Below are 16291 nucleotides of genomic sequence, written 5' to 3'. Positions count from 1 at the left end.
GCATGTGCGGCATCGCGGGGATGTTCGGAGGGGTGGACGAGCGCGTGCTCTCGCGGATGAGGCAACGCCTCGTCCACCGGGGGCCGGATGGCTCGGGCACGGCCGTGCTGGGCCACGCGGGCCTGACCAGCACGCGGCTGAGCCTGCTCGACTTCGAGACGGGCTCCCAGCCCATGCGAGGGCGGACGGGCCAGCCCGTGCTCGTCTACAACGGCGAGCTCTACAACCATCAGGCGCTGCGCTCCCGGCTGGAGGCGCGAGGCGTCCGGTTCGAGGGACGCAGCGACACGGAGGTGGTGCTGCGCGCCTTCGAGCACGAGGGGCTGCGCTGCGTCGAGGAGTTGGAGGGCATGTATGCCTTCGCGGCGACGGATGGCGAGCAGCTCTGGCTGGCCCGGGACGCGTTCGGTATCAAGCCGCTCCTCTACGCCCTGGTGGATGGAGGACGGCGGCTCGTCTTCGCCTCGGAGTTGAAGGCCCTGCTGGAGGAGCCCGCGGTGCCTCGCCAGCTGGACCGCGCCTCGCTCTTCGAGTGGTCCACGCTCCACAACGTGCTCGGGGACAAGACCTTCTTCCACGCGGTCCGCGAGCTGCCCGCCGGGGGCACCCTCACGGTGCGCCGCGGTCCGGAGGGGGTGTTGCAGCTCGAGCAGGGCCGGCACGGAGGGACGCGGCCCGTGGAGCTGCCCACGGAGCCCGAGGCGCTCGTGGAGGCGCTGCTCTCCCGACTGCGTGCCTCCGTGGAGGGGCAGCGGGTCGCGGACCACGCGGTGGGGGTCTTCCTCTCCGGCGGGCTCGACAGCTCACTGCTCACCGCGCTGCTCACCGCGCAGGGGGCTTCCCCGGTCCACACCTTCACCGCCGCGGAGTCCGTGGACCACCCCGACGTGCGGGCGAGCCGGGAGCTCGCGGCGCTGCTCGGCACCGAGCACCACGAGCACCTCTTCTCTTCCGAGCGGCTGGTGCGGGCGCTGCCCGAGACCATCGTCACCTTGGAGGCGCCCATGGAGGCCTCCCTCGTGGAGAGCGCGGCGCCGCACATCCGAGGCCACGTCAAGACGGTGCTCTGTGGCGACGGCGCGGACGAGCTGTTCGCCGGCTACGCCGTCCATGCCTCCCCCGAGCCGTGGGTCCGCTCCTCGATGGAGAACTACAACCGGCTCATCCGCACCCGCCGGGTGGCGCCGGAGGAGTGCCGCGAGACCAAGGCGGTGCTCTCCACCCTGTCGACGCGGGAGCCGCAGGTGTTGCGCGAGGCCGTCCACCGCTTCTTCCTCGACAGCCCGCTGCGCTACTCCCACCTGCGGGTCTGGGACCACGGCTCCATGGCGCATGGCCTGGAGGTGCGGGTGCCGTTCCTGGACACCCGGGTTCGCGACCTGGCCCTCGCGCTGCCGTGGTCCTGGCGCCTGCGAGGAGAGACCCGGAAGGTGCTGCTGCGCGAGGTCGCCCGACGCGTGCTGCCCGCGTCCATCGCCGAGCACATCATCCAGCGTCCGAAGCTCGCGGCGCCCTCCGCGGTGGCGGGTGCCTCCGAGCAGATCAGGCGGCTCGCGGAGACGCTCGTTCCGGCGGAGCACCACGAGGGACATCCCTTCGGCCATTACTGCGCCCGTCCCATCGACCTGCTGCGGCTCGACCTGTTCATCCTCCTCTTCGTCGGACAAGGAGGCAGGCTGCCCGAGGGCTTTCGCACGGAGGACCTCTATGGCGCGTACCGCGAAGAGCTCCTCGCGGCGCTCGCGCGGGCCGCCGGCTGAAGCGCGCGCGCCTCGCGCGGCACGCTCTCGACAGGGGCCCCCTCCCTCACGCTAGAAGCGCGTGAAGTCAATCTGCAGGACGGGGGTGTCCGCTTCGATGTCGCGCTTGAACCGCCCCCACCGGTCGAGCGTGCTCTCGTCGAGCACGGCCGGGTCGCGATACTGGTGGAACAGCGCGTAGTTCATCGAGCGCTGGAGCGCGAGCAGGTCCGGCACGGCCGCGAGCCACTCGGCGTCCATCCGGCGGTGCTCCCGATACCCTTCGAGGAAAGGCCCCAGGAACGCGGTGACCGCCGCGTCCCGCGCATCCCGCTCCTCGCCTCGCGCGATGTAGAAGAGCAGGACCGCGATGTCCTTGACGAACCACGCGTACTCGCAGTTGTCGAAGTCGAACGCGGTGATCTTCCCTTCAGCGAAGCAGAAGTTGTGCATGTGGAGATCGGCGTGGATCAGCCCGTAGCTCTCCGGAGTTCGCGGCAGCTGGTTCAGTCGCGCGATGATCGCCGCGGTGCGCTCGCGGACGAGCTTCTCCTCGGGGGGCGCGAACCGGTCGATGTCGACCACGTCGTACTCATGCCACTCCTGGCGCTTGAGCCGGGGGTTCGAGGGCGCGTAGGTCTGGGCGCGGTTGTGGAGCCGCGCGAACAGCCGGCCCAGGTCGCGGAACAGGGGGGGCTTCCAGTAGCGCTCCTTGAGCGGAGGCGCGTCGTCGAAGACGATGCCCGGCGCGCGCTCGAACGCGGTGGCGACGAAGTAGCTGCCGGGCTCGCGGTCCTCGATGCGCTCCACGAACTGCCCCGACTCGGAGAGGACCGGCGAGGCGATGGGGATGCGCGCGGCGGCCAGGTAGCGAACGAACTCGACCTCCCCCAGCGTGTAGTCGAGGGTTCGCCGCGTGCTGTGCGAGATGCGCAGGATCAAGCCCTCGCCGTCTTCGTTCTCCGCCTCGTAGACGAAGTTCTCGAAGGCCGTGAGCTCGGTGAGCTGCTCGGGCGAAAGGCCGTACCGGCGCGCGGCCTCATCGCGAATCGGTTCATGGAAGCGGCGGACGAGCTCTGGATGCATCGAACCCTCTAGTCCTTCAACGTGAGGCTGCTCTCACCGTGGCTCAGCACGGTCGAGGCAGCGTGGCTGGTGACCGAGATGCCCAGGCCGCGCGCGAGGGTCTCCGCCAACGGGGGGCCATTGCGCGGCCGCGTGAACGCGGCCAGGTCCGCGCCCGTCAGCGGGTGGTCCGAGCGCCGGAGCCGCTGGTTCAACATCGACTGCTCGCGCTCGACGACGCCCAGGCACCGACGCTCCAGGGCGAACGCGCTGGCGACGACCCCCGCGAGCTCACCGCGGAGCGGCTCCGCCACGACCTTGTCCGCCGGCAGCCCATGCGCGAAGAACTCGGCCAGTCGCCGCTGGCTCGTGGCCTGCTCCGCGGGGTCCAGCTTCGCCAGCACGTCCAGCGAGGCACCCTGGGGCGTGCCCGGCAGGGCCTCGCCGATGCGCGCGAACAACCAGCGGCTGAGGTTGATCTCCCGCTGGTAGGTCTCGGCGAGCGGGAAATCGTCCCGGAGCAGCGGGTAGCGCGCGACGTCGATGGGCGCCTCCACGAACTCCTGCAGCGCGGTGCGCGGGAGGTGCCCGGCGAACGCCGCCCGGAGCCGCTCGTGGAGCAGTCCCTGGCTCGCCCCGAGGAAGCGGACCACCGCCTCGACGCGCTGCCCGAGCAGACCGTAATCGAGCGCGGCGTCGAGATCGCCCAGGCGCGCCGCGATGTCGGGCTGGACATCGATGGGCGCCGGGGCCAGGCCGGTCAACACCTGCATGTACTCGTTGATCAGCGCCGGCGGTCCGGCGCACACGCCGTGCGGACCATGGAAGACCGCGTGTCGCTCGGCGTAGTCCACGATGGTCTGCGCGGTGACGGGCTGCTCGGGGGCGTCGCGCACCAGGTCGTTGGTGACCAGGCGGACGCCGTCGATCAACCGGAACATGGCCGCCAGTCCGCTGTCGAGCTCGCCGTTCCGCGCCGGATCGACTCCCCGCACCATCACGTACCCCACCGACGCGAGCGTGCAGACGACTTGCATGTGGAGCTCGCCCGCGGTGAGCACGCCTGGGGTCCGAGGCGGCATGCGCGCGAGGAAGGCCCGGCGGAACTGCTCGGTCAGCGAGAGCAGCTCCGGCCACTGACGCGCCATGGCCTTCATCGCCGTCACGTTCATCGGGAGCTCGCTCTGATAGCGGCTCCCCGCGTAGTGGCACTGCTTGCGCACGGTCGGGAGGTCGAGGAACAACGTGCGCGGTGTGACGTTGTTCTCGCCCACCTGCCGGCCATCACCGTCGACCGCCGGATGCGCCACGCGGTAGACCGGCACGACGACCTCGAGGTTCGACAGCTCGAAGGCCCGTCCGAACGCCTGTTCCGTCAGCACAGGGCAACGATTGTCGTGGGCGCTGAACGTGAGCGGCTCACGCCCGGCGGGCACCTCCCCCAACCGCTCGGGATAGGACACCGCGGCGCGGCTCGCGGGCCCATCCGAGACCCGCCGCAACACCCGCTGCTCCATCAACATCTCGAGCAGGTCCCGGATCTTCTCCCAGGAATGGGGCGCGCCGTCCGACCACGCCATGGCGTCGGAGGCCTGGAACTGCTCGACCTGGAGCAGCTTCTCGCCCAAAGGCGCGATGTCCGGCTCGTCGAAGATGAGCTCCACCTCGCCATAGAAGAGGTGCAGGACCTTCTGGCCATCGCCTGCGTCGAGCCGGTCGTGCGTGAGCCGCCTTCGATTGGGAATGTAGAGCATCTCATCCGCTTGCAGCTGTGCCATGGCTTCTCACTCCCGCTTCAGTGTGACGTCGCGCGACCAGGTGCCGCCGAGCGAACGATAGACCGCGACGCGATGGTTGAGCAGCAGCCGTTGTGCTTGCAGACTCGCGCGCTCGAGCCCGACCAGGTTCGTCAGGGCGGAGAGCACCGTCAGGTAGTCCGAGCGCCCCTGCTCGAAGAGCCGCCTCGCCTCGTCCAGGAGCTGCTGCCCCAGCAGGACCTGCGCACGCAGGGCGCGCAGGCTCGTCGCCCCGGTCTCCTCCTGGACCACGGCATCCTGCACCCGGCCGATCGCCGTGTTCAGCGCGAGCTCGTATTGGACGTGGCGACGGTGGAGCTGGATGGGCAGTCGCTTGTGCTCGGTGAAGCGCCTGCCATCGAACATCGCCCAGGTCAGGTTCACGCCGACGACGGACTGGTGGAGGACCGGCTCCGAGAGGCCGACCTTCGCGGCGCCCACGCTGCCCACCAGCTGGATCACCGGAAGCCAGCTCGCCCGGTTCGCGTTGATGCGGTGCTCGACCTCGGCGACGCGCAGCTCCTGGAGCCGCATCTCCGGCGTGTTCGCGTTCAGGTCTCCTGGCGTTCCGAGGTTGGGCGAAGGCGGGAGATCTGGAAGCTGTCGCTCGAGGGGAACGATGTCGTCCGCGGGGCTGGGGACCCGGCCCAGCAGCGCCTTCAGCTCCGAGTTCAAGAGCGCGTTCCGGGCGGAGATGAGCGGCACCTGCGCCTCGAGGTTCAAGAGCAGTTGCTCCTGCTGCAGCACCGCGAGCCGGGGCGTGAGGTGCTGCTCGAACCGCGCTTGAATCAGGCGGAGCAGCTCTTTGTTGTAGTCGATCTGCCGCTGAGTGAGGTCCCTGAGCGCGCGGGCCTCGAGGATGTCGAACCAGACCTGGGCGATGCGCTGCGCGAGGTCCTGGACGCGGGCCTCGGTGAGCTGACGCTGCTGCTCGGCGAAGTTCAAGCCCGCGCTCCGCTGCGCGGCGAGGTTGCCGAACAGGTCGACCTGGTAGGTCAGACCGACATCGGCGGTGGCGATGCTGTACCGGGCCTGGGTCGCCGGCGCGGGCGGGACGATGGCGACGACCTGACTCAGCCCCGCCGGGTTGAGGACGCCGACCTGGAGCGGGTACCACCAACCTTGCGGCACGTTGGGGTCGAGCTGGTTCTCGTAGATGAGGTCCCGCACGTCGTGCAGGACCAGGCTGTTGCTGAAGCACTCCTGGATGGCCGCGTCGAGCGCCGGGTCGGCGAACGCCGACCACCAGACCTCGTCCTGGGTGACGTGCTCGGCGGGCCGCGCGGGCCCGCCCTCCTTCGACGGCCGCGGGTCTGGAACCCCGCCCTCGGGTGCGGTGGACGGCGCGGGCGGCTCGGTGCGCGGCTCGATGGCGGTCGAGTAGCTGCTCGGCGCCGGTGGCGGGGTGACGACGACGGGACGGACCAGCCCACAACCGGAGAAGGTCGTCGCGAGGAGGGCGAGCGGGAGTCGAAGTCTCATGGGTGGCTGACGACCACGAGGGCTTTCGCGTGGTTGAGGACGCAGCGCTGCGCGACCCTCATGGTCTCCGGATCAAGTGAGGCGAAGCTCTCGTCGAGGATGACCAGCTCGACCCCCTGCAAGAGCGTGCGCGCGATGTAGAGCCGGCTCTTCTCGCCATGCGAGAGCTGCCAGCCGGTCTCGCCGATCATCTCCTCCAGGCCGGCGGGCATCTTGGCGATCAGCTCGTCCAGCCCGAGCTCCTTGCACAGCGCGGCGGCCTTGGCCCGCAGCTCGGGCGACGTCGGCCACTCGCGCCCGAGCAGGAGGTTGTACGCGAAGCTGCCGGACAGGACGTGGTTCTCGTGGAACTGCGGCGCGGCGGTGACACGCTTGCGCCAGCCCGAGGCGCCGAACGTCGCGCGGTCCAGCGCGTGCAGCAGCATCACACCGCCCTGCGGCGAGCGCAGGCCCGTGAGCAGCGACACCAGCGTCGACTTGCCACCGCCGGAGGGGCCCTCCAGCAGGATGCGGTCGTCCTTCGCGATCTGGAACGAGCAGTTCTCGATCACCGGCCGGGTGCGCGCGTCGTGCCGGAAGGTCAGGCCCCGCGCCTCGATGAGCGTCCCACTGTCGGCGTCCGTGGGCTTGCCTCCCTCCATCTCGAGGGGGACCTTCGATTCGAGCTCGGGGCGGCCCACCGCGGCCAGCAGGTCGCGGATCTGCTCGAACGACACCGCCGCCTGGGAGACCTGCTGGAAGTAGACGGCGACCTCGTCGAAGGCCCGCAGCGCGAGCAGGATGCCGCCCACGGACACCGCCAGCGCGCTGGCATTGGCCGTCCCGGTGCTGAACGCCGGCAGCAAGGTCAGCAGGGCGAGCACCAACCAGCCGTCGCGCAGCAGCGCGGTCAGCTGCATGGTCCGGCGGTCCATGACCTTCGAGACCTCGGAGTAGGCGCTCAAGCGGATGTCTTCGCCATCGTGCCAGCGCTCGAGGGGGAGCTGCGCCAGCCGCGTGCGATGGCCGAGCATGCGCTCGAGCAGGTCGTGGGTGATCTCGACGCGCGCGCTCGACCACGCCCGCTGGACGCCGTAGTGACGGCGCGCGAGGACGAACGCGACCACGACCCACAGCACGAGCACCAGCGTCTGGGGCCACCCTCCCGCCCCGAGCACGAGGATGCCCCCCGCCAGGACCAGGTCGACGAGCGACAACACCGCGAGCAGGGCGCCGCCGACCGCGAGCTGCTCGACGACCTCGGACTCGGCGACGCGGCCGAAATGACGGCCGATGCCGTCCAGCCGCACCTCGTCGGGGGTCAGCTTGAGGGTTCCCGTGAGGAGCTGCTGCTTGAGCAGCGTCCCGAGCCGGATGGAAAACACGCCCTGCCACCACACCTCGAGCATGCGCAGCGGAATCGCGCACGCGATGACGGCGATCCACCCCAGGAACCAGCCGGTCTCCAGGTGGGCCTGGAGCGCGGCCCGGCCGAGCAGCCAGAACGAGAAGGCCAGCACCAGCGAGAGCAGCGTGTGGCTCACGAGGATGCCGGCGATGAGCGACGGGATGTCGCCGAGCAGCGTCCGCCGGCTCGCGGTGCGCCGGGGGCGCATGATCCAGCCGGTGCGCAGCTGCGCCTGGCCGAGCCGCTGCAGCAGCATCTGTGAGCGGGCGTGCTCGCGCGCGCGGGGCGACATCTCCACGCCGCCGAGCAGCTGGTCGACCTCCGCGGCGGTGGCCTCCTGCTCCTCGCGCAGGAGCGCGAGCGCGCTCTTCTTCGGGACCAGGACGGCGGTGCCGTCGCACGCGAGCAGGCGCAGCTTCCCGCGCCGTGTCCCCAGCAGCACCAGATAGGACGGGACGCCGTCTCGCCGGACCTGGAGGATGCAGGGCGCGGCGCGCGCGAGGACGTCGGGCAGCTCATGGTAGAGCGGTGTGATCGGCTCGAGCTCCACGCCGAGCCGGTCTCCGAGCGCGAACATCCAGACCCGGCTCGGCTCGACGGCCGCCGCGGGCGGCGATATCTCGCCCCCGGCCCTGCCATAGCCTTGCCGCTGCGCCAGTTGCTCCAGCGCGTCCGGCAGTCGCTCGACCGGCCACAACAGGTCGGAGTTCGCGCGCGTCATCCCACCAGCTCCAACCCGCCCGAGCCGGGCTTCGCGGCAGGCGTCTCCACCGGCTTGGGCGCTGGCTTCTCCACCAGCTGGCCTCCCGACAGCCACCAATGGCGCCAGCGCCCGCCGCCCCACAGCAGGGTGCGATTCTCCTGGTCGGCGCGAAGGAGCACGGCGTACCGCGACTCCTGGTTCGCGAGCAGCTCCTTCGGCGACCCGTTCTCGAGGATCCGGCCGTTCTCGACCACGAGCACGCGATCGAACTCCTGGGTGTGCTCGACGTCGTGGGTGACGCAGAGGAGCGTGATGTCCTTCCAGAGCCGCCGGGACTCGGCGAGCAGCCGCGCGCGCCGGTCGCGATCGAGACCACGAAAGGGCTCGTCGAGGATGGCCAGACGCACGCCGGAGCGAAGCATCGCGCGCGCCAGGCGCACGCGCTGACCCTGGCCACCGGAGACCAGCCCTCCGCCCTCGCCCAACGACGTCTGCAGCCCGTCTGGAAGCGCCTCGAGGATGTCGAGCATCTCCGCGCCCTTGAGCGCCCCCGACAGGGCCCAGCCGTGCGCGCCGTCGTTGCCGTACCGGAGGTTGTCGAGGAGGCTCTGGTTCCAGAGACTGATCGCCGGGTCCACCCAGGCCGTGGTGCGCCGCAGCCGCTCGATGGCGGCCTGGTCGAGCACCTGCCCGTCGACCCGGATCTCACCACGCGCCGGCCGGAGCCAGCCGAGCAGGAGGCCGACCAGCGTCGACTTGCCCGCTCCGGAGACACCCACCACGGCCACGTGCTCGCCGGGGGCGATGTTCAAGGAGACCTTGTCGAGGATGGTGTGACCGCCGCCCTTCACGCGGACCTTCTCCATCACGATGGAAACGCCGCTCGCGTCGGCCGAGGCCGCGGGCGCGACGGGCGCCTGCACCGGCGCCTCGGGCCGGGCCTGCGGCTCCTTGATATCGCCGATGACGTCGAGGAGCCGGCGGACCCGGTTCATCGCGTTCGGGAACGCGCGGCTCAGCACCATCAGCCGCTGGCCGAGGATGGGGAAGCGCAGCGCCCAGTAGACGACCAGCAACACCAGCGAAGCCCGGCTCGTGCCCGCGAGGTACGAATAGACGAGCAGCATGACCAGGCCGTAGCTCACCAGCATCAGCACGCCCTCGAACCCGACCGACAGCGTCTGCAGCCAGTAGCGCGCCTTGGTCCAGCTGACGAGCAAGGTCTCCTGCGCGCGGCGCAGCGACCGCTCGGCGCCGTGGATGCGGATCGGCGTGAGCCCGACGAGCGCGTTCAGGGTGAAGCCGCTGAGCGCGCCCGAGTGCATCTGCACGCGCAGGTCGGGCTCGAAGAGGAGCTTCTGGGCCATCAGGGGCACCAGCAGCGTGACCGCCGCGAGCGCGAGCACGATGTGCCATGCGTACGGCGCGGCCCAGATGAGCGCGACGGTGATGCTCGCGACCTCGAGCGACAGGATCAAGGCCTGCGAGAGCAGGAGTGGCAGCGAGCGCATCGCCTGGATGTTGTGCGTGCGCGACGCCATGTCGGAGGCGAGCCGGCTCTGGAAATAGCGGTCCTCCATCTCCGGGAGCTTCTCGAAGTACGCCTTGCGCAGCCGCACCTCCAGCCGGCGGCCGATGCCGAGCAGCCCCAAGGAGATGGGGATCTGGATGAGCATGAAGCAGAGCGCGACGCCCGCGAGCACGGCCATGCCCGTCGCACGCTGCGCGAACGTGCCCAGGTCGCGCCCCAGGTCGAGCACGCCACGCAGCATCAGCGCTTGCAGGAGCCGCCCGAAGGTGGCGAACACCAGGCCCATCACAATCAGGCCCGGAACGAGCCACGAATCCTGGCCTCGAAGGCGCAGCAGCGTCCGCGCGGGGCTCACCTGCTTGGCGACGAGCTCCGTCGCCAGGTCGCTCGCGAGCACCGCCCGGGGGGCGTCCTCGCCCTCGCGCGGAGCCTCGCGCCAGCCGCGAATGCGCATCAGCACCGCGCCGGTCATCGACAGCTCGCCGTCCACCTCGGGGTTGGGGCGAACGGACCAATAGGTCGCGGGAATGGGCACCTCGCCGGAGGCGTCCTTCGCGACCATGGATTGCAGCAGACTGGCCGCCGTCCGGCCTCTCCGGACGGCGCCCGCGCGAATCATCGCCTCGGACGCCCGGCACGCGGCGTCGAGCCTGGCGATCGACAGGTACCCGGGGTCCTCGAGCGCCTGGGCCACCAGCGCCCGCGCCTGCGTCGCCCCCAGGTCCAGCAGGCGGCGCTCGAACGTGGCGACCGCCTCCTCGGACCCGGCCCACTCGCGCCAGCCGTCCGCCGGAACGGAGGTGGTGTGCTGGTACAGGTGGCTCAGCAGCGTCGAGATCCGGGTCCAGTGGCGGCCCGCCGCCGGGTCCATGACCTGGATGAACGGGCCGATGCGATTCCACAGCACCACGAAGTGCGGCCGCCCTCCCGCGCTGAGCGTGACGATGATGGCGGGAAGCGCCTTGGCTTCGGGGACCACCACGTGGTCCAGCGGGAGCATCACCTGCTCGGAGTCGAGCCCGAGCTGGTTGGCGACCTCATCCAAGGTGACGATCGAGGTGCCGTCGACGTCCGTCTGACACACCTCGCGGAGGACGCGATAGTTGAGCTCGGCGCCCATCCCCGCGAACAGGCTCTTGAGTGAAGCAGGGCCGCAATCCGTCGCCGAGATCTGGATCACCTCGGGAATGATTGAGGACCGACGCCTGGGAGGAGTCATGGTCAGCGGGCCTCGGCTTCGGGCCGAAACACGGTCACGGGCGGCTCATCGGGCTGCGGATTCCATTCGCCGACCGCCCGCATCAGCAGCGCGACGGGCGACGCCCGCGCGACCTCGACCTCCACCGACAGGGTCATGCCGTGGCGAAGCTGGATGCGGGGGTCCTCCGGCGGCGCGAACTTGAGCTCGACGCGCACCGTGCCCGGGATGGCCTCGGGCGTGGCGGTCTGGCCGGGCTCGGTCCCGACGGCGGTCACCCTGGCGGGGACCGTCCCGTAGATGGTCATCGGGTAGCCGTCGAGCTTGAGGCGCGCAGTCTGACCGGGCTCGATCAACCCGACGACCTCCTTCGGGAAGCGGGCGCGCACGCGCACCTCGGCGTCGCTCGCGACGATGGTGCCGACCCGCTGCCCGTCGGCGATGAATGCTCCCGAGCCGAGCTCCGCCACGTCGACCAGGTGGCCCGTGGCCGGCGCCCGGTACAGCTTCCGGTCAATCTGGTACTCGAGGCGGTCGATGGCACCCTGGAGCTCCCGGATGCGCCCCTCGGCGCCCAGCGCCTCTCGCTCGAGCTCCAGCAGCTGCGCGGCGAGGGCTTGACGGCGCACGTTCTGCTCGCGTCGCAGTCGGGTGAGCGCCAGGCTCTGCGCCGCCTTCGCGGAGCGGAGCGCGTCGACGTCGGTCGTGCGCTCGAGCTTCTCCATCTCGGAGACCGCGCCCGTCGGGCTCTTGAGGGCCAGCTCCGCGCGCTCCACCGCGAGCCGGTGCCTGGGCGCGAGCTCCTGCTCCCGCTCCAGCGCCTCCTTGATGGCCACCTCGTCCACCGCCGCCGTCAGGGCCGCCTCGTCGCGCTTGTTGGTGATCTGCTGGCGGATGATGGCGAGTTCCTTCTCGGTCGCGGCGAGCGTCGCCTGGCTCCGCTCGAGCTCGAGGCGTTCGGCCCGTGCGTCGAACTCGATGAGCAGGTCGCCTTCCTTGACCGTCTGGTCGAGCTTGAGCAACGAGCGCACGACCCTGCCCGCACTGGGCGGCTCGATGCGATGGACGGCGTTATGGGGCTCGATCCGCGCCTGTGAGCTGGCCTTGACGAGCGGGACCTTGGCGAACAACGACCAGGCGACGAGCCCGCCAGCACACAAGACCATCAGAGCGACGAACACGAGGCGCGTGTCCGACTCGTAGTTCAGGGAACGAAGGGTCCGCTCGAAGGGATATGCCATGGTCCGTGAACGAAAGTCGCCTTAATGGTCGCACCGTGTCAACACCTCGGCCGCTGCTGAATGATGCACTCTCCCTCTGACTCAATACAGGCACCTCGATGCGACACGGACGCTCGTTCACATCGCCGCAATGCGTCGCACATTGATCGCTTGTTCGATTTGACATCCAGACTCGATTACACTTAGCGTTCGTCTTGAAAGGAGGCACACATGAAGATCAAGATCCACGTCCGCGGCGGCCCCAAGGCTCGCTAAGTAGTGAGTTGTCTTGACGCCGGATGTCTCGGCGGGTCGTACCTCATTTCAAGATCGTCCGAGAGGAGTTGATGGGGATTATTCCATCAGCTCCTCTTTTTTTATTTCTGGCGACGTCTTCAAGTCGGGCGCCACCTCAATCCCAACCTTGCAAGTCGGACAGGCTCCCCGCCATGTATCTCTGCTTCACCGTGTGTCGCACCAGCATTGATGAGCAAATTGGCCTGATTGAGCTGGTTTCGCGCCCAGTTCTGGCGTGTGAAGGCGGGCGCGGGTGCAGAGGCCTACCCGAGAAGTACGGCCAACCCTCTCAAGCAATGCTGCGGGGCATTCTCGGGGCACCTTGACGCCCTCGTGGAACTTCTTCGCCGTCACCGGATCCACGCGGCCGTCGGAGCCGTAGCCCCGAGCCTGGAGTCGCTGGGTCGCGCCCAGGTGCGTGCCCGTCGGCGATGACGAGCCTCATGCCCGTCAGCCCCCGCTCCAGCAGTTGGCGCAGTAGTTCCAGCCACGAGTCCTGCGACTCGCTGCCGCCCAGAGTCACGGACAACAGGTGCCGGTGCCCACATCCTCTCCCGCGCCGTAGGCCACCAGGGCGGAGACGTTCTGCCCAATCCCGCAGTAACCGAGTCAGCAGGTGGAGAGGCTGCGCATGTTCCTCCCGCTCCAGCTTCTCCGTAATGACACCGGCCAGCTCCCGAACCTTGGCGCTGGCCGGTGTTGAGTTCCATGACGCACCTTATCCCTGCATGTGGCAGTCACACCACGGGCTGGCGCCAGGTGCGAGACAGGTGCTCCTGCCCTTCCTGAGCGAAGCGCTGCACCAGTTCGTCCCGGCCGCGCTTCCCGTGCTCCAGCAGGTACGCCAGTTCCACGGGCATCAGCACCTTGACGGTGACCAGCCGCACCTCTCCGGCCGGCATGGTGAAGCGGGCTGGAAGCGTGCTCGGCGCCATGCCCAGCAGCACCCCCACCCTGCCCTCCTTCGTCAGCAGCGGCTCTGGTACGCCCTGGCCAGCGACCTCCATGGAAAGGAAGCCCACCTTCACCTTCTCGCGCACGCTCTCGTGTCCCGCGAGTTCGTTCCCCACCCGCTCCAGGAGCAGCACGGGCCAGCTCTTCTCGACGTCTCCGAGGGGCTCGTCCGTCTCCAGGGCAAGCTCCAGGCCGAAGCCCACGGACGGCTCAGCGCGGTCCACAAAGAAGTCTGACAGCCCGTCCGTCACCAGCAGAGTCCGCCCCTCGGGGCGGTGGATGACACGCCAGACCTGGCGCCGGGCGGGCCAGTTGCCACCAACGACGATGGGGATGATGACCTCGTCGTCCAGCTTTCCCAGGGTGCGCCAGAAGGCTTCGCGGGCCACGTCCGTCTCATCCCGAAGCGCCAGGAGCTTCCGGTTGTGTTCGCGCTCCTCCGGGCTGATGGCACTCGGGCCGGTGACCTCCTCGAACTTCATGCCCGTGACACCCGCGTGCTCCAGTGCCTCCTTGATGTCCTCGGACACGATGAGCGCGATGCTCCACCCCCAGGTCCGGAACACCTTGGCGCCGCCCACCTTCGTCGGGTCGATGCGCATGCCGGACACCGCCCGGTACTTGCCAACCTTCTCCGGGCGCCCATCCTCCGGCTTCCAATAGCGCACCTCTTCCGAAGCGCTGTCGTCGATGCACCGGACAGTACGGGTCACGTTGACGAGAAAGTACGGCTCCGACTCCGAGGCGACCTTCACAGGAAAGAGCTGAACGTCATCAGGAGCCAGGCTGGCAAGCACCGAGGCTACCCTCGCGTGAACAACAGGTGTGACGCCAACACCGGCCATGGAGAAATCCAGCGACTTGCCTGGCCGGTCGAGCGGAATCGTCAGGCGCCCTTCAACGTGGACGGGCTCCCCCTTCCTGAACATCCATGGATTGGCCACTTCTCCGCCTGTCTCGTCGAGCGGGTCGCCCAGTTGCCAGCGCCCAGGAACGTAGACGTCATCGAACAGCTCGAAGTACCGCATCGGCATGAAGGGCTCCACCCTGTCTCAAGTCCGAGTCACGAGCCTGTTGAGCTTGGAGCCTGGGGTAGAGATTTCCTCGGCAAGCTCCCTCAAGGCACTGGTGAGCGACTCACGACACTGTTTCATACTGCTACAGTCTTCCATCGCCTCATTCAGTCGCTTGAACACATCGCGATAATACTCCACGGGGTGAGGCCCTTTATGGCCCCGCACGCGGACCTTGTTGGCCGCGTCATTGAGTGACATGCCCGCCCGGTCGAAGAGCTTTTGGAAGATGGGTGACCACGGGCCACCGTTACTGATGGAGTCCCACCACTTGTTCGTGGCGATGTGGTGCTCGTGGGCCGAGGTCGCCACCGGCTCGGACGCAACGGCACTCGTGCCGCGTGCCGTCTCCGCGACAGCCTCCGGGTCCAGTGCAATGGTGATGACGCCTCCCGGGGCCACCGCCACCGAGGTGACCTGTCCCGCCGCCGCCAGCCGGAAGCCGCCCTGCCCCGCCCCCACCAGCGAGGCTTGCGCTGAGCCGGGGAGCGCGGGAACCCTCGTCGCCAGTGTCTGCGCCGTGCTGCCCAGCGCCGCCATCGCGAGCATGATGAACGCCCGCGCCGCGTTCTGCCCCATCACCTTCCCGTACTTCTCTCCTGCGTCCTGTAGCTCATCGAAGGTGGTCGCCGCCTCCACCTCCTTCGCCAGCACCCTCCAGCCCTTCACCAGGCTCCACACCGTGTCCCAGCCCAGGTAGCCAATCAGCACGACGGTCAGGGTCGCGGCGATGCCCTTTGAAAGCACCGGGTCGGGCACCAGCCACAAGCCGAAGTAGATAGCTCCCGTTGTGGCGAGCATCGTCACCATCGCATCCTTGTCCGTCAGCTCGCCCAGTGCCTCGGCCGTTTCGTCCCAGACCGCATCCAGGGCCAGACGGAAGGCCAGGGTGCGCTTGCCCTCCTCGTCCAGGGTGACGTCCTCGTCCAGCAGACGCAGACAGTCCCGGGGCTTCTTCTGGCGCTGGCACCAGCGTCCGTAGGCGCTCGCCAGCTCTGTTTCCGTGTCCGGTTCCTCAGTCACGAGAAGCCGGCCCCGCTGCGGATCTTCGACGGAGACCAATCCCAGGCGCCCGCGCACAGGAGAGGAAGCGCGGGGCTGGCCCAGGTTGAACAGCCTCAACGCCGCTTCCCTTGGCCGAGAGGACAGAGGCGCGGTGCGCGCCAGCTTCTGGACCGCCTCCGCGAACTCGTCCTCGTCCAGTTCGACGGGCTCCGCGTCATGGCCCCCCATCTTGAGGGTCGAAGTCCATGGAATTCCAGAGCAGACTCACCTTGCCCCGGGAGCCTGAAGAAACGGCGCTCCATGCAGCGGCAGGGGTCGACGCTGGGGGCCCTGTCACTCTTCTTTCGTGCGGACTCGGGCCGTTTCGCCCAGGCGTAGTAGCCACTGCGCGAGACGCCCAGGTGACGACAGAGGGATGCAACCGGGAGGCAGGCCTTCTTCGCGTCGATGAAGGAGAACTTCACTCCAACTCCTTCGCGAAGAAGGCCGCTGCATTTCTTGTATCTCCCGCTCCAGTCGCAGCTCGCGGTTCTCCTTGCGCAGCCGAGCCAGTTCCTCGCGCTCAGCCGTCGTCAGCGCACCCGGCTTGCCCTCCCCCTGGTCCGTCTTCGTCTGCTCCACCCACAGCCGCAGTGCCGACTCCAGCAGGTCCAGGTCACGGGCCACCTGCGGCAGAGACTTACCCTCCATCAGCACCAGCTTCACCGCCCCAGCCTCGAACTCCGCCGAGAACTCACGGCGCGGCCTGCTGGGCTTCTTCTGCTTCTCCTCGTTCGCGGACATCCCGGGCTCCGTCCATCACATCTCGGGTGTCTACGGAACTGGGCTACCCCCAACGCTG

The 16291-nt window shown here is 69.0% G+C and carries 9 protein-coding genes and 2 pseudogenes; 1 reads left to right on the top strand and 10 read right to left on the bottom strand.

The window, feature by feature from the left end; translation table 11 throughout:
* Nucleotides 1-2: 2 nt before the first annotated feature.
* On the top strand, nucleotides 3-1760 hold the full coding sequence (asnB, locus tag OWM54_RS37615; RefSeq protein ID WP_267700497.1) for an asparagine synthase (glutamine-hydrolyzing): 1758 nt from the start codon (nucleotides 3-5) through the stop codon (nucleotides 1758-1760).
* 51 nt (nucleotides 1761-1811) lie between these two features.
* On the opposite strand, the gene OWM54_RS37610 is transcribed toward asnB, so the two are convergent.
* The 10 genes and pseudogenes from OWM54_RS37610 to OWM54_RS37565 all read right to left on the bottom strand — a co-directional run.
* The gene (locus OWM54_RS37610; protein ID WP_141330216.1) at nucleotides 1812-2825 is read right to left on the bottom strand and encodes a phosphotransferase enzyme family protein; all 1014 of its coding nucleotides are present in this window, start codon (nucleotides 2823-2825) and stop codon (nucleotides 1812-1814) included.
* A gap of 8 nt (nucleotides 2826-2833) precedes the next feature.
* Nucleotides 2834-4582 carry a hypothetical protein gene (locus OWM54_RS37605; protein ID WP_267700496.1) on the bottom strand — a complete coding sequence of 583 codons (1749 nt, stop codon included), beginning with the start codon at nucleotides 4580-4582 and terminating at the stop codon, nucleotides 2834-2836.
* A gap of 6 nt (nucleotides 4583-4588) precedes the next feature.
* Nucleotides 4589-6082 carry a TolC family protein gene (locus OWM54_RS37600; RefSeq protein ID WP_267700495.1) on the bottom strand — a complete coding sequence of 498 codons (1494 nt, stop codon included), beginning with the start codon at nucleotides 6080-6082 and terminating at the stop codon, nucleotides 4589-4591.
* Nucleotides 6079-8190, bottom strand: coding sequence for an ABC transporter ATP-binding protein (locus tag OWM54_RS37595; RefSeq protein WP_223747488.1), 2112 nt, complete (start codon nucleotides 8188-8190; stop codon nucleotides 6079-6081). Before OWM54_RS37595 ends, OWM54_RS37600 begins: the two co-directional genes overlap by 4 nt.
* Nucleotides 8187-10922, bottom strand: coding sequence for an ATP-binding cassette domain-containing protein (locus tag OWM54_RS37590; RefSeq protein WP_324289170.1), 2736 nt, complete (start codon nucleotides 10920-10922; stop codon nucleotides 8187-8189). The genes OWM54_RS37595 and OWM54_RS37590 overlap by 4 nt, the downstream gene beginning before the upstream one ends.
* 2 nt (nucleotides 10923-10924) lie before the next feature.
* Nucleotides 10925-12082 (bottom strand): HlyD family secretion protein, encoded by a 1158-nt coding sequence (locus OWM54_RS37585; RefSeq protein ID WP_223785529.1) that lies wholly within the window; start codon nucleotides 12080-12082, stop codon nucleotides 10925-10927.
* Between the two features lie 751 nt (nucleotides 12083-12833).
* Nucleotides 12834-13006: pseudogene (locus OWM54_RS37580) on the bottom strand (transposase); the annotation flags it as partial.
* A gap of 149 nt (nucleotides 13007-13155) precedes the next feature.
* Entirely contained in the window at nucleotides 13156-14406 is a 1251-nt protein-coding gene (locus tag OWM54_RS37575) for an imm11 family protein (RefSeq protein WP_267700493.1), read from the bottom strand.
* Nucleotides 14407-14424: 18 nt separating this feature from the next.
* On the bottom strand, nucleotides 14425-15678 hold the full coding sequence (locus OWM54_RS37570; protein ID WP_267700492.1) for an AHH domain-containing protein: 1254 nt from the start codon (nucleotides 15676-15678) through the stop codon (nucleotides 14425-14427).
* Between the two features lie 98 nt (nucleotides 15679-15776).
* Nucleotides 15777-16233 (bottom strand): annotated as a pseudogene (locus tag OWM54_RS37565) (transposase); the annotation flags it as partial.
* Between the last annotated feature and the right edge of the window lie 58 nt (nucleotides 16234-16291).

The organism is Myxococcus sp. MISCRS1, assembly GCF_026626605.1.
GTDB classification, from domain to species: Bacteria; Myxococcota; Myxococcia; order Myxococcales; family Myxococcaceae; genus Myxococcus; species Myxococcus fulvus.
This window is presented reverse-complemented; position numbering and strand designations above follow the sequence as displayed.